Raw genomic sequence first — 14,327 nt, forward strand, 5'->3', positions numbered from 1 at the left:
TGCCCCTGAGCAGGCCACCGCCTGGTAGTGCTTCGGTTATTCTGCTCCAAGAACTCCCCCTGCGAACAACCACATGCTACTCACGTCCAAGCGCATACTCCGGCACCGTTGTCGTCATGGGAGAGCCGGTCTGCCTCACAAAACAAAAATCTTAGCCTGCAGCTGGCTACTTCCTTGCTTTCAATAGCGGCCATGGGGACCAGTGCAAGTGGTTGGAAATTGTCTTGATGCGGCTTCTGGCGGAGTAGAAGCCGCAAGGGGGGCTACTTACTGGGAATGAAAAGCTTATCTGCCGGGGCAGGCAGGTATTCCTTATTGGTCTTGCCTTTGAGGTTATAAATCTTACCCTCCTGATAAACCTCAAATTTCTCAGACAGCAACGCGATAATGTCATCTGAGCAGCTAGGGCTTTGGCAATCATAATCTGCGTAGGAAAGCAGTATGAAATGATCTTTTATTTTGTAACCCAATTCTACTTCGCGATAATCGCCCAACTTGCCGTTCGGCTTGCTATGGGCGCTGAATACATAGCTGCTGAACCCCTGCCCGGGGATACGCTTTACCGCGAGTTGGCTGGCGCTACAACATGCCTCATTATGCTTTAAAAAGGCTTGGTAGCGTTCTTGGATGAAGTCTCCCTGATCGGTACTAGGGGACTTCATTGTGAAGACATAAAGACCTTTATCATCAGAGGGGGAACTGTAAACGGGGGTATTCTTGTATTGCTTCAGTTCCCAGCCTTTAGGTAGCAGGAGGTAGTAGCTGCCTCGGAAAAATTCTTCATACTGAGGCTGGGGGGCGGTCACATCTGCTGTAACGTTGGCCGAGGTAGTCAGCATTATGGCTGCCACGGCGATTTTTCCTTTCATCAGTGTCATTCCATTCTTCTTATTTGTGTCGCTTTACTCGTGCGTTGAAGGAAGGGAGGCGTTAAAACTCCCACTCCTTCATCACCATGTGGGTTTTGACCCGCTGCATCTTCGGGTATTGCTCGATGACGGCGCGGACCTCGATCAGGCGTTCCATGGTGGCGGCTTCGACGTAGACCAGCATGTCGGTTTCGCCACTGATGGCCCTGCAGCGCTTGATCTCGGGGTGGGCTCGCATCAGGGCGACATAGTCTTCGCAGCGGTGCTCCTTATAAAAGAGCTCCAGGTAGGCTTTGACCGTCGGTTGCCCCGGTGCCGCTACCTGGGCATGGTAGCCAAGGATGATGCCCTGGCTTTCCAACTGTTGGATGCGTTCGCTGACGGCGCTGCGGGACAGGCTGACTTCCCTGGCTATCTGGGTTACAGCCATCCTGGCGTCTTTGCGCAGGAGGGCGATGATCTGCTGGTCGAATTTATCCATGGTCTTCCTTCGGCTTTTGTCCCGGTTGGCCTGTTCATCCTGCCGGCCTTTTCCGTCACTATGCCGGCCATTGCCGACGCTCTGCCAGCACCTTGGGTCTGGCAAGGCGATTACTATAGCAGCACCCCAGATCGGAATACGGGAGGCGGCCGTGCCTTTCCCGTTGTTTGTTTCAGGCCTACCAAGGAGTCCAGCCATGAGCCGTTTGAACAAGGAATTGAGCCTGCCACAGGGCGTAGGGCTGTTGACCACATCCCTGCTGGGAACGGGCATCTTCATAGTGCCGGCAGTAGCGGCAGCCATAGCGGGGCAGGCATCCCTCTGGGCCTGGCTGCTGTTGATCTTCTTGGTGCTGCCTATCGCCTTTACCTTCGCCCAGTTGGGCAGGCGCTATCCCCATGCCGGCGGCGCGCCACACCTGATCGGCAGGGCCTTTGGAGGCCGGATGGAACAGGCGGTCGCTTTTCTGTTCCTGGCTGTGATGCCGGTGGGGCTGCCAGCAGCCCTCAATATTGCTACCGGTTTCCTCCATGCGCTCTTCGATCTGCCCCCGGCCATGGTGCTCTTGGTGCAGCTGGGCACCCTGGGTTTGATGTGGCTGCTGGGCCTGCATCCGGCCCGGGCCTCAGGCCTGGTGCAGACGGCTATCGCCATCCTGATCCTGGCCATGGTGGCCAGCTTCTGGTGGTTTGGTGACTTGCCCAAGGCCCAGCAACCGCTGTTACCCGTTGTGGGCATTGACTGGCAGGCCATCCCGGCCGCCCTGGCCGTGATGTTCTGGTGTTTTGTCGGCATCGAAGCCTTCGCCCACCTGGGAGAAGAGTTCAAGAACCCCCAGCGGGATTTCCCCCTGGCACTGCTGTGCGGTGTGCTGCTGGCCGGCCTGGTCTATTGGGCCTGTTCGGTGGCGGTATTGAGTTTTGGCACCTTCGGCGACGAGCAGGCCAACGGCACCTCACTACCGCAGCTCGTCAGCCTGCTATTGGGGGAGAAGGCCAAGTGGCTGGCCGCCCTGGTCGGCTACCTGGCCTGCTTTGCCTCCATCAACATTTACATGCAGGGCTTTGCCCGATTGCTGTGGAGCCTGGCCGACGAGGGTAAGTTGCCTGCCGCGCTGGCCAGCCGCAACAGCAGCGGCGTCCCGGCCCGGGCTTTGATGGTGGTGATACTGGCCAGTTGCCTCTTCACGGTCCTGGCCTGGTGGCAGTCCCTGTCCATCGCCGAGCTCATCCGCTACGCCAACGGCAACTTTATCCTGGTTTACCTGCTGAGCATGGCGGCAGGCTGGGTTTTGCTGGATGGGGTATGGCGCTGGCTGGCAGGCTTCAGCACCCTGCTTTGCGTCCTGACCTTGGTGGTGCTGGGCTGGCAGATGTTCTACGCCTTGAGCTTCTTAGCACTCTTCTTGGTACTGGGGCGCTTGCGCTCTCGCAGGCAAAGCCCCCTGGTGGAGACCTGATCCCGGGCGGCGGCAGGCATCAGGGCTGGTGTCCGGGCCCTGGCCCCGGTAGGCTTGGACTTTCTTCGATGATTTTGGTGAGAGAACAAGAATGCAGGGGCTTTTGTTTGTCGCCTTTGGCGGGGCCTTTGGGGCCATGCTGCGGTTTGGGATCAACGAGCTCTGTATCTGGCTGCTGGGCCGGGGTTTTCCCTTCGGCACCCTGGTGGTCAATACCCTAGGCTCCTTCATGATGGGGATACTGATGGGGCTGGTATTCACAGGCCATATCGAGGCCCATCCCTGGCGACAGCTGGTTGGCCTGGGTTTCCTGGGGGCCCTGACTACCTTCTCCTCCTTCGCCATGGATAACGTGCTCTTGCTGCAGCAAGGGGACTTCTTCAAGGCCGGGCTCAACATCTTCCTCAACCTCACCTTGACCATACTCCTGGCCCTGGGCGGCATGGCGCTAGTCCGGCAGACCCTGGGGTACGCCATTCAATGAAGAAAGGCCGCATTCAGCGGCCTTTTTGTTTTCAGCGTTAAACCACCTCCTATGGAGGTGGTGATCATCAAGTCGGGGCTATGCCCGTAGAGAGCCGTCGCTAGACACCATGTAACTTTTTCTCTCTGTCTCGTAAGAAGACGAAGTTGTCTTTTAACCGAGGTAATACGAGGGCTCCAGCTAAGAGAGGCAGGGTCTGGCAAGACCTGTTGATGAGTGCAGCAGCAATCAAAGTCCTAGAAGATCTCATAAATACGAAAGCCCCCTTCTAGGGGGCCTTTTTGCAAAGCCACCTTCTAAGAAGGTGGTTTTTTACTGGCAGTGGGGGCAGTCGGGGTCCGGCTGCAGCTGCCACTGCCGCCAGGCCAGGCTTTCCCCGTCGAAAAGGTGCAACTGATCGGCAGCAGGCGCCAGCCCCACCAAGCGGCGCTGGGCCAGCAAGGCCTGGAAACTGCCGGCCATGCCCAGCAAGGGGCCGGCCACCCCCAGGCTGTCACAGCTCCCGTTGGCCCTGGCTTCGGCGCCATGAAGGCAGGCCAGGCAAGGGCCGCCATCCACCAGTTGCACCCGGCACTGCCAGCGGTTGGCGCTGGCCGTCACCAGGGGAATGCCCTTGGTGACGCAGAAGCGGTTCAGCAGCAGCTTGGTGGCCAGGCCGTCGACGCAGTCCAGCACCAGGTCGACCCCCTTGAGCAGCCTGTCGACGTTCCCTTCATCGAGGAACTGAGCTTCTTCTTCCACCTGGCACTGCGGGTCCAGGGCCTGGAGCTGGCGCCTGGCCATCTCTGCTTTGGGCCTGCCCAGGTGCTGGCTGCGGTAGAGTACCTGGCGGTGCAGGTTGCTGAGCTCCACCTGGTCGGCGTCGATCAGGCGCAGAGTGCCGACGCCGGCCGCGGCCAGATAGAGGGCTGCTGGGCACCCCAGGCCCCCCAGCCCCACTATGGCCACCCTGGCGCTGGCCAACTTTTGCTGGCCTTCGCTTCCCCAAAGCAGGGTCTGGCGGCTGTGGCGCATCTCAACTTCCACAGAGTGCCAGCCAGCGCCCAACCTCGGCCTTGAGGTTGCTGCTCTCGGTGACGGCCCGCACCACAGCCAGGCTGCCGGGCCCCTGGGCCAGCACCGCCTCGGCGTTGCCGAGGTCGATACCGCCTATGGCCACCGTCGGCAGGCCGTCCAGCAGGCGGCAGAAATGGCGCAGCCGCCTCAGCCCCTGGGGTGCCGTCGGCATCTGTTTAGTGGGGGTGGCGAAGATGGCGCCGAAGGCAATATAGGAGGGGCGCAGTGCCAGGGCCCTGACCAGTTCGAAGTCGCCGTGGTTGCTGATGCCGAGGCGGATGCCGGACAGGCTCAGCCTTTCGAGATCGGTGCCGTGCAGATCTTCCTGGCCCAGGTGGACACCATAGGCACCGGCATGCAGGGCCGCCTGCCAATGGTCGTTGATGAAGAGCCGGGCGCCGTGGGCCTCCCCGGCCACCACGGCGTCCCGCACCGCCCTGTCTACCTGGACCCTGTCATCGCTCTTGAGGCGCAGTTGTATGGTCTTGACCCCCAGATCCAGCAGCCGCTTGACCCAGTCGGCATCCGGTACCACGGGGTAGAAGCCCAGTTGCTGTGGGCAGCGCCCGAAGGGCCTGGACGGGGTCTCCCCCAACAGCCTGGGAAGGTCCTCCCTCTGCCTTGCCGGCCAGCGCCGGGCACGTAGGGCTATCCAGGCGTCGAGGCTTTGCGGCTGGGCCGGGAGCTGTTCCTGGCCATGGGCCAGCAGCAAGGACTTGCCGGCCAGCAGCAGCTGGTCCTGCTTGGCCCCCAGCCTCAAGCCGGCTGTTGCCGGTGTTGTGCAGGTCGCCGTCATGGTGCCTCCTAGTGCCAAAAGGGGGTGCCCACCACAGGTGTGCTGGCCTGAGCCAGATCCCTGGGGTTGATGGGGCCGGCCAGGTAGCCCTGGCGCCCGGCCTCCACGGCCTGGGCCATGGCCTTGGCCATGGCCAGGGGATCGGCGGCCTGGGCCACGGCGGTGTTGGCCAGCACGGCGTCAAAGCCCAGCTCCATGGCCTGGCAGGCATGGGAAGGGCGGCCTATGCCGGCGTCCACCACCATAGGCACGGCGGGCAGCCGCTGGCGCAGGGTGCGCAGGCCGTTGAGGTCGCATAGCCCCTGGCCTGAGCCTATGGGGGCCCCCCAGGGCATCAGCACCTGGGCGCCGGTGTCCAGCAGTTTGCGGCACAGCACCAGGTCAGTGGTGCAGTAGGGGAAGATCTGGAAGCCCTCGCGGCTCAGCTCCCGGCAGGCGTCCACCAGGGCGAAGGGGTTGGGTTGCAGGTTGTAGTCATCGCCGGTGATCTCCAGCTTCAGCCAAGGGGTGTCGAACAGTTCCCTGGCCATCCAGGCCAGGTTGACGGCTTCGTCCACGGTGCGGCAGCCGGCGGTGTTGGGCAGCAGCGGCACCTGCGCTTCTTTGAGCAGATGCCAGAAGCCCTCTCCCCCCTGGCCCTGGCGGCGCAACGAGCAGGTGATAAGGCCAGGCCGGGCGCCGCAGATGCAGTCCAGCAGGGCCTGTGGGGACGGATAGCCGGCGGTACCCAGCCAGAATCGGCTGGGAAGGTCGGTGTCGTAGAGGCGCATCAACCGCCCTCCATGGGAGACAGCACTTCGATGCTGTCCCCTTCCTTTAGGGGAGTGGCGTCGTACTGGCTCCGCGGCACAAAGCGGCCGTTGACGGCGACCGCAAAGGGCGGCCTGGCCTGGATCTCATCCAGGGCCGCCTGCAGCGAGGTTCCGGCGGCCAGTGTCCGTTGCTTGCCGTTGATCTCAATGTCCATGCACGCCTCCCAACCTGGCCACTATCTCCTGCACCGCCCGTTCGGCGATGACGGGCCCCACCATGAAGCCATGGCGGTATAGACCGTTGATGGACAGCTGCCGGCCCCGCCAGTCCAGCCGGGGCTGGTTGTCGGCGAAGGCCGGGCGCAGCCCCACCTGCAAGGCCTCGATGCGGGCTTCGGCAAAGGCGGGATGCAGGCTGTGGGCGGCGGACAGCAGCTCCAGGGCCGACTGCACCGACACCGGGCTCCGGTCATCGGTTTCCAACTGGGTCGCTCCCACCACGAACTGGCCCTTGGGCCTCGGCACTATATAAAGGGGGTAGCGGGGGTGCAGCAGCCGTACCGGCCGGCTGAGTTTGACCTCAGGGGCGTGGAGCCTCGCCACCTCGCCGCGCACGGCGCGTAGGCCAGGCAGGGGGGCGCCGGCACCGGTGCAATCCACCTGTATGGGGGCCTCCCTTTCCCCTTGGTCCTCTGCCGCCAGTTCGGCCAGGCGGTTCATCAGGGCGCCGTTGTCCAGGTAGCCCTCGCCGGCCAGCCAGAGCCCCCGGCCAAAGCGGCCGGCCAGGGCCGGCTCCAGCTCGGCGGCCTGGCAGGGCCTGGCGCCGCCTGCAGGCAGGCGCTGTTCGAATTCCCGCATCAGCCCCTGATCCTGGGCGTGGCTCAGCACCAGGGTGCCGTCGAAGCCGTGCTGGATATCACCCAGCTCGGCCAACCAGGCCTGCCAGAGGGGCAGGGCATCGAGGCCCATCCGGTAGAGGGCCTCGCCGCTGTGCACCGCCTCGGCCAGGGGGGCCAGCATGGCGGGGGGCACATGGGCGGCCGCCTGCTGGGGGTGGGGATCCGTCCAGGCCACCCTGAGTCCGGCCTGTTTGAGGCGCCAGCACAGCAGGCGCCCCATCAGCCCGAAGCCGCGGACCTGGACGTCAATCCTGGCTGACATAGAGCTGTGCTCCCTGTGCCTTGAAGCGTTCCGCCTGGGCCCTGAAGCCTTCCTTGTCGGCCGACAGTTCCTGGCTCAGCTTCATGGAGCAGAACTTGGGTCCGCACATGGAACAGAAGTGGGCTACCTTGCCGGCTGGGCTGGGAATGGTCTCGTCGTGGTATTCCCGGGCCCTCACCGGATCCAGCCCCAGGTTGAACTGGTCTTCCCAGCGGAATTCGAAGCGGGCCCGGGACAGGGCGTTGTCCCAGGCCTGAGCCGCCGGGTGACCCTTGGCGAGATCCGCGGCATGGGCGGCGATGCGGTAGGCGATGAGGCCTTCCTTCACGTCTTCCTTGTCGGGCAGGCCCAGGTGCTCCTTGGGGGTGACGTAGCAGAGCATGGCGCAGCCATACCAGCCGATGAGCGCCGCCCCTATGCCCGAGGTGATGTGGTCGTAACCGGGGGCTATGTCGGTGGTCAGGGGGCCCAGGGTATAGAAGGGCGCCTCATGGCAATGCTTAAGCTGCATGTCCATGTTCTCTTTGATGAGCTGCATGGGCACATGGCCTGGGCCTTCTATCATCACCTGCACATCATATTCCCAGGCGATCTTGGTCAGCTCCCCGAGGGTGCGCAGCTCGGCGAATTGGGCCTCGTCGTTGGCATCGGCGATGGAGCCTGGCCTCAGGCCGTCACCCAGGGACAGGGACACGTCGTAGGCGGCGCAGATCTCGCAGATCTCCCGGAAGTGGGTATAGAGGAAGTTCTCCTCGTGATGGGCCAGGCACCACTTGGCCATGATGGCGCCGCCGCGGGAGACGATGCCGGTGACCCTGTCCACCGTCAGGGGCACGAAAGGCAGCCGGACGCCGGCGTGGATGGTGAAGTAGTCCACCCCCTGCTCGGCCTGCTCGATCAGGGTGTCGCGGAATACGTCCCAGGTCAGGTTCTCCGCTATGCCTTTGACCTTCTCCAGGGCCTGGTAGATGGGTACCGTGCCTATGGGCACCGGCGAGTTGCGCACTATCCATTCGCGGATATGGTGGATGTTGCGGCCGGTGGAGAGATCCATAACCGTATCGGCGCCCCAGCGGCTGGCCCAGATCAGCTTCTCCACTTCCTCTTCCACGCCGCTGGACACCGACGAGTTGCCGATGTTGGCGTTGACCTTCACCCGGAAGTTGCGGCCGATGATCATAGGCTCGGCTTCGGGGTGGTTGATGTTGGCGGGGATGATGGCCCGCCCCTCTGCCACTTCCCGGCGTACGAACTCAGGGCTGATGGCGGCTGGGATGGTAGCGCCGAAGTCCTGGCCCGGGTGGCAGGCCTCGTCTTCGGCCAGACCGATGTTCTCCCTGATGGCGATGTATTCCATCTCGGGGGTGATGATGCCGGCCCTGGCGTAGTGCAGTTGGGTGACCCGTTTGCCGGCCTTGGCCTTGAGTGGTGCCTGGGTCCGCTGGAAGCGGGGCATGGTGCTTTCTTCCTCGGCCATCTGCCGGGCAAAGTTGGAACTCAGGCCGGCCAGCTGCTCGCTGTCGCCCCGTTCCGCTATCCAAGCCGCCCTCAGGGCGGGCAGGCCCTTGGCGATATCCACCTGGATCTCTGCGTCGGTGAAGGGCCCCGAGCTGTCGTAAAGGCTGGCCAGCAGTTGGCCGCTGCCGTTGCTGGCCAGCACATGGCGCACCGGGACCTGGATGTCGGCCCTGCTGCCGGCCAGGTAGGCCTTATGGGAGCCCGGCAGGGGCTGGGCCATTTCAGGGCTGACTTGGCCCTGGAGTAAGGATGAAGATGTAGACATGGCTAACCTCGTTTTCGAAACACCAAAAACGTTGCTGGCCGATGTGCACGGTGAGAGAGGCGCCAGTAGGCGCCCCATCCGGGAGACGGTTTCAGATTGTAAGGTCTCACTTGTTCCCTGCGCAGGCATTACCCCGATCAGGTTCCACGGATCCCACGCTATGGCGTGATCTCAGCCCTAAGGCACTCCGACAAGAACGATTTTTAGGCTAAACGCAAAGCATCCATCCTGTAAAGGGCCATGTTTTTGTGGATAAGTTGTGCCTAACTGGTGCGTTAGGTGTGTGAAAGCCGGTATTCGCATTTTTCTGCCAAAATCCCTTGCGGGCGCCGCTGCGATCCCTATAATGCCGCTCCGTCGCCAAGGGAAAGCGCTGAAGGGAAGGCTGTGAAGCCGGGTCAAAAAGGCCCTTGACCGGAAGAGATAAGCGAGTAGAATGGCGGTCCGCTTCGGAGATTGAGTCGAAAGCCTTGAAATCGGAAGTTTGGGTGTGAAGCGAAAGGGCTTGACACTGAATATGGAGGCGGTAGAATGCGCCTCCTCGCTCGAGCAGAGCGACGCTCTTTAACAATAGAATCCAAGTAATCTGTGTGGGCACTCGCAGAGGGTAAGTTCTCGAAATATTGAGATTTACTCGATGAAGTTGAGTGTTCAACACTTCAGCAATTCATTGAGCATCAAACGCTTTTAATTGAAGAGTTTGATCATGGCTCAGATTGAACGCTGGCGGCAGGCTTAACACATGCAAGTCGAGCGGTAGAGGGAGCCTGCTTCCCTTGAGAGCGGCGGACGGGTGAGTAATGCGTAGGGAGCTGCCCGATAGTGGGGGATAACCATTGGAAACGATGGCTAATACCGCATGATGTCTACGGACCAAAGAGGGGGACCTTCGGGCCTCTTGCTATCGGATGCGCCTACGTGGGATTAGCTAGTTGGTGAGGTAACGGCTCACCAAGGCGACGATCCCTAGCTGGTCTGAGAGGATGATCAGCCACACTGGGACTGAGACACGGCCCAGACTCCTACGGGAGGCAGCAGTGGGGAATATTGGACAATGGGCGCAAGCCTGATCCAGCCATGCCGCGTGTGTGAAGAAGGCCTTCGGGTTGTAAAGCACTTTCAGCGAGGAGGAAAGGGGGCTAGTTAATACCTGGTTCCTGTGACGTTACTCGCAGAAGAAGCACCGGCTAACTCCGTGCCAGCAGCCGCGGTAATACGGAGGGTGCAAGCGTTAATCGGAATTACTGGGCGTAAAGCGCACGCAGGCGGTTAGTTAAGTTAGATGTGAAAGCCCCGGGCTTAACCTGGGAATTGCATTTAAGACTGGCTAACTAGAGTCTTGGAGAGGGGGGTGGAATTTCCGGTGTAGCGGTGAAATGCGTAGAGATCGGAAGGAACATCAGTGGCGAAGGCGACCCCCTGGCCAAAGACTGACGCTCAGGTGCGAAAGCGTGGGGAGCAAACAGGATTAGATACCCTGGTAGTCCACGCCGTAAACGATGTCAACTTGGAGTTTGTGTTCTTGAAACGTGGACTCCGGAGCTAACGCGTTAAGTTGACCGCCTGGGGAGTACGGCCGCAAGGTTAAAACTCAAATGAATTGACGGGGGCCCGCACAAGCGGTGGAGCATGTGGTTTAATTCGATGCAACGCGAAGAACCTTACCTACTCTTGACATCCAGAGAACTTTCCAGAGATGGATTGGTGCCTTCGGGAACTCTGAGACAGGTGCTGCATGGCTGTCGTCAGCTCGTGTTGTGAAATGTTGGGTTAAGTCCCGCAACGAGCGCAACCCTTGTCCTTTGTTGCCAGCGCGTAATGGCGGGAACTCAAAGGAGACTGCCGGTGATAAACCGGAGGAAGGTGGGGACGACGTCAAGTCATCATGGCCCTTACGAGTAGGGCTACACACGTGCTACAATGGCGCGTACAGAGGGATGCAAGCTGGCGACAGTGAGCGGATCTCATAAAGCGCGTCGTAGTCCGGATCGGAGTCTGCAACTCGACTCCGTGAAGTCGGAATCGCTAGTAATCGCAGATCAGAATGCTGCGGTGAATACGTTCCCGGGCCTTGTACACACCGCCCGTCACACCATGGGAGTGGGCTGCACCAGAAGTAGATAGCTTAACCTTCGGGAGGGCGTTTACCACGGTGTGGTTCATGACTGGGGTGAAGTCGTAACAAGGTAGCCGTAGGGGAACCTGCGGCTGGATCACCTCCTTACTAAAAGAGACTGCCGCTGCGCAGTGTCCACACAGATTACTTGGAAAGCCTGCTCTCGAGCAGGCTTTCTTGTTCTTTAACAATTCGGAAAGCTGATAACACTGCAATTTAAACGAGATTCTCAATTTACTTTGAGCGTCCGGCGAAAACCAGGTGTTAGTCACATACGGATATTTCCATTAACGGGAAATATGTTCGCGCCGGGATTTCGATTTCAGGCAACGCCGTCGACGAGCGAAGAAGGAAGTGTACTTCGGTACATGACCGCCTGAGCGAGGAAGACAAGGCCGCATGAAAACGAAAGACCAAGCGAAACCCTTCGGGGTTGTATGGTTAAGTGACTAAGCGTACAGGGTGGATGCCTAGGCAGTTGGAGGCGATGAAGGACGTGCTAATCTGCGATAAGCATTGGTGAGGTGATAAGAACCGCTTGAGCCAATGATTTCCGAATGGGGAAACCCACTTGCATAAGCAAGTATCATTACGTGAATACATAGCGTAATGAGGCGAACCGGGAGAACTGAAACATCTAAGTACCCCGAGGAAAAGAAATCAAACGAGATTTCCTCAGTAGCGGCGAGCGAACGGGAAAGAGCCCAGTGTGTTTATCAGTGCTTGGTATAGTGGAACGGTATGGAAAGGCCGACGACACAGGGTGATAGTCCCGTACATGAAATGCCAGGTATTGTTGCATACGATGAGTAGGTCGGGACACGTGGTATCTTGACTGAATATGGGGGGACCATCCTCCAAGGCTAAATACTCCCAACTGACCGATAGTGAACCAGTACCGTGAGGGAAAGGCGAAAAGAACCCCGGCGAGGGGAGTGAAATAGAACCTGAAACCCTGTACGTACAAGCAGTAGGAGCCCTTCGGGGTGACTGCGTACCTTTTGTATAATGGGTCAGCGACTTATATTTTGTGGCGAGGTTAACCGAATAGGGGAGCCGTAGGGAAACCGAGTCTTAACTGGGCGTCCAGTCGCAAGGTATAGACCCGAAACCCGGTGATCTAGTCATGGGCAGGTTGAAGGTGCCGTAACAGGTACTGGAGGACCGAACCCACTACTGTTGCAAAAGTAGGGGATGACCTGTGATTAGGGGTGAAAGGCCAATCAAACCGGGAGATAGCTGGTTCTCCTCGAAAGCTATTTAGGTAGCGCCTCGGACGAATACCTTGGGGGGTAGAGCACTGTTTGGGCTAGGGGGTCATCCCGACTTACCAAACCCATGCAAACTCCGAATACCCAAGAGTACTATCCGGGAGACAGACGGCGGGTGCTAACGTCCGTCGTCAAAAGGGAAACAACCCAGACCGTCAGCTAAGGTCCCAAAGTCATAGCTAAGTGGGAAACGATGTGGAAAGGCTTAGACAGCTAGGAGGTTGGCTTAGAAGCAGCCACCCTTTAAAGAAAGCGTAATAGCTCACTAGTCGAGTCGGTCTGCGCGGAAGATGTAACGGGGCTAAGCTATGCACCGAAGCTACGGGTTCACACACTGTGTGAGCGGTAGAGGAGCGTTCTGTAAGCCTGTGAAGGTGTGTCGGGAGGCATGCTGGAGGTATCAGAAGTGCGAATGCTGACATGAGTAACGTTAAAGCGGGTGAAAAACCCGCTCGCCGGAAGACCAAGGGTTCCTGTCCAACGTTAATCGGGGCAGGGTGAGTCGGCTCCTAAGGCGAGGGCGAAAGCCGTAGTCGATGGGAAACAGATTAATATTTCTGTACTTCTATGCAATGCGATGGGGGACGGAGAAGGCTAGGCAGGCATGGCGTTGGTTGTCCATGTGAAAGTGCGTAGGCTGGGGACTTAGGCAAATCCGGGTCCCTATAAGTCGAGACACGAGACGAGTCACTACGGTGACGAAGCTGTTGATGCCACGCTTCCAGGAAAAGCCTCTAAGCTTCAGTTGCATAGGAACCGTACCCCAAACCAACACTGGTGGTCAGGTAGAGAATACCAAGGCGCTTGAGAGAACTCGGGTGAAGGAACTAGGCAAAATAGTACCGTAACTTCGGGAGAAGGTACGCTCTTGTTTGTGAAGGACTTGCTCCGTAAGCAGACGAGAGTCGCAGTGACCAGGTGGCTGGGACTGTTTATCAAAAACACAGCACTGTGCAAACTCGAAAGAGGACGTATACGGTGTGACACCTGCCCGGTGCCGGAAGGTTAATTGATGGGGTTAGCCGTAAGGTGAAGCTCTTGATCGAAGCCCCGGTAAACGGCGGCCGTAACTATAACGGTCCTAAGGTAGCGAAATTCCTTGTCGGGTAAGTTCCGACCTGCACGAATGGTGTAACCATGGCCACGCTGTCTCCACCCGAGACTCAGTGAAATTGAATTCGCTGTGAAGATGCAGTGTACCCGCGGCTAGACGGAAAGACCCCGTGAACCTTTACTACAGCTTGACACTGAACATTGAGCCTACTTGTGTAGGATAGGTGGGAGGCTATGAAACCAGGACGCCAGTTCTGGTGGAGCCAACCTTGAAATACCACCCTGGTATGTTTGATGTTCTAACTTAGACCCGTTATCCGGGTTGAGGACAGTGTCTGGTGGGTAGTTTGACTGGGGCGGTCTCCTCCCAAAGAGTAACGGAGGAGCACGAAGGTTGGCTAATCCTGGTCGGACATCAGGAGGTTAGTGCAATGGCATAAGCCAGCTTAACTGCGAGACTGACACGTCGAGCAGGTACGAAAGTAGGTCATAGTGATCCGGTGGTTCTGAATGGAAGGGCCATCGCTCAACGGATAAAAGGTACTCCGGGGATAACAGGCTGATACCGCCCAAGAGTTCATATCGACGGCGGTGTTTGGCACCTCGATGTCGGCTCATCACATCCTGGGGCTGAAGTCGGTCCCAAGGGTATGGCTGTTCGCCATTTAAAGTGGTACGCGAGCTGGGTTCAGAACGTCGTGAGACAGTTCGGTCCCTATCTGCCGTGGGCGTTGGATGATTGAAGGGAGTTGCTCCTAGTACGAGAGGACCGGAGTGAACGAACCTCTGGTGTTCGGGTTGTCACGCCAGTGGCACTGCCCGGTAGCTAAGTTCGGAATCGATAACCGCTGAAAGCATCTAAGCGGGAAGCGAGCCCTGAGATGAGTCATCCCTGAGACTTCGAGTCTCCTAAAGGGTCGTTGAAGACTACGACGTTGATAGGCTGGGTGTGTAAGCGTAGTGATACGTTGAGCTAACCAGTACTAATTGCCCGTGCGGCTTAACCATACAACACCCAAAGGGTTTTGTAGGACGCCAAAGAAGGC

General features: G+C 59.1%; 10 protein-coding genes, 2 rRNA genes and 1 riboswitch. Of the genes, 4 read left to right on the plus strand and 8 right to left on the minus strand.

Annotated elements, in window-relative coordinates:
- Window positions 1–263: 263 nt before the first annotated feature.
- Complete coding sequence (locus PVT67_RS00165) at window positions 264–878, minus strand: hypothetical protein (protein WP_301496553.1); 615 nt, start codon at window positions 876–878, stop codon at window positions 264–266.
- Window positions 879–930: 52 nt separating this feature from the next.
- A complete protein-coding gene (locus tag PVT67_RS00170; RefSeq protein ID WP_301496555.1) occupies window positions 931–1,350 on the minus strand; it encodes an Lrp/AsnC family transcriptional regulator in 420 nt (139 codons plus the stop codon).
- A 196-nt stretch (window positions 1,351–1,546) separates the two neighbouring features.
- Between PVT67_RS00170 and yjeH the strand changes: the two genes are divergently transcribed.
- Together yjeH and crcB are read left to right on the plus strand one after the other, a co-directional pair.
- Entirely contained in the window at window positions 1,547–2,809 is a 1,263-nt protein-coding gene (gene yjeH, locus PVT67_RS00175) for an L-methionine/branched-chain amino acid transporter (protein ID WP_301496558.1), read from the plus strand.
- A 91-nt stretch (window positions 2,810–2,900) separates the two neighbouring features.
- Window positions 2,901–3,293: a fluoride efflux transporter CrcB gene (gene crcB / locus PVT67_RS00180; RefSeq protein ID WP_301496560.1), complete on the plus strand. Its 393-nt coding sequence runs from the start codon at window positions 2,901–2,903 to the stop codon at window positions 3,291–3,293.
- A gap of 312 nt (window positions 3,294–3,605) precedes the next feature.
- Here the strand turns inward: crcB and PVT67_RS00185 are convergent, their stop codons facing one another.
- The 6 genes from PVT67_RS00185 to thiC are packed head-to-tail and all read right to left on the minus strand — an operon-like array spanning window position 3,606 to window position 8,841.
- Window positions 3,606–4,307, minus strand: coding sequence for a HesA/MoeB/ThiF family protein (locus PVT67_RS00185; protein ID WP_301496562.1), 702 nt, complete (start codon window positions 4,305–4,307; stop codon window positions 3,606–3,608).
- A gap of 1 nt (window position 4,308) precedes the next feature.
- Window positions 4,309–5,145, minus strand: a complete 837-nt coding sequence (gene thiE / locus PVT67_RS00190; RefSeq protein WP_301496564.1) for a thiamine phosphate synthase — start codon at window positions 5,143–5,145, stop codon at window positions 4,309–4,311.
- An 8-nt stretch (window positions 5,146–5,153) separates the two neighbouring features.
- Window positions 5,154–5,915, minus strand: coding sequence for a thiazole synthase (locus PVT67_RS00195; protein ID WP_301496567.1), 762 nt, complete (start codon window positions 5,913–5,915; stop codon window positions 5,154–5,156).
- Window positions 5,915–6,112 carry a sulfur carrier protein ThiS gene (gene thiS / locus PVT67_RS00200; RefSeq protein ID WP_301496569.1) on the minus strand — a complete coding sequence of 66 codons (198 nt, stop codon included), beginning with the start codon at window positions 6,110–6,112 and terminating at the stop codon, window positions 5,915–5,917. Before thiS ends, PVT67_RS00195 begins: the two co-directional genes overlap by 1 nt.
- The gene (locus tag PVT67_RS00205; protein ID WP_301496571.1) at window positions 6,102–7,058 is read right to left on the minus strand and encodes an FAD-dependent oxidoreductase; all 957 of its coding nucleotides are present in this window, start codon (window positions 7,056–7,058) and stop codon (window positions 6,102–6,104) included. The genes thiS and PVT67_RS00205 overlap by 11 nt, the downstream gene beginning before the upstream one ends.
- Window positions 7,042–8,841: a phosphomethylpyrimidine synthase ThiC gene (gene thiC, locus PVT67_RS00210; RefSeq protein WP_301496574.1), complete on the minus strand. Its 1,800-nt coding sequence runs from the start codon at window positions 8,839–8,841 to the stop codon at window positions 7,042–7,044. The genes PVT67_RS00205 and thiC overlap by 17 nt, the downstream gene beginning before the upstream one ends.
- Window positions 8,842–8,938: 97 nt before the next feature.
- A riboswitch (TPP riboswitch) is annotated at window positions 8,939–9,041 on the minus strand.
- Window positions 9,042–9,529: 488 nt separating this feature from the next.
- Between thiC and PVT67_RS00215 the strand changes: the two genes are divergently transcribed.
- Together PVT67_RS00215 and PVT67_RS00220 are read left to right on the plus strand one after the other, a co-directional pair.
- Window positions 9,530–11,065, plus strand: a 16S ribosomal RNA gene (locus PVT67_RS00215).
- Between the two features lie 331 nt (window positions 11,066–11,396).
- A 23S ribosomal RNA gene (locus tag PVT67_RS00220) occupies window positions 11,397–14,289 on the plus strand.
- Together the 16S and 23S rRNA genes form the textbook arrangement of a ribosomal RNA operon.
- Window positions 14,290–14,327 lie beyond the last annotated feature (38 nt).

This window comes from Gallaecimonas kandeliae, from assembly GCF_030450055.1.
Lineage (GTDB): Bacteria > Pseudomonadota > Gammaproteobacteria > Enterobacterales > Gallaecimonadaceae > Gallaecimonas > Gallaecimonas kandeliae.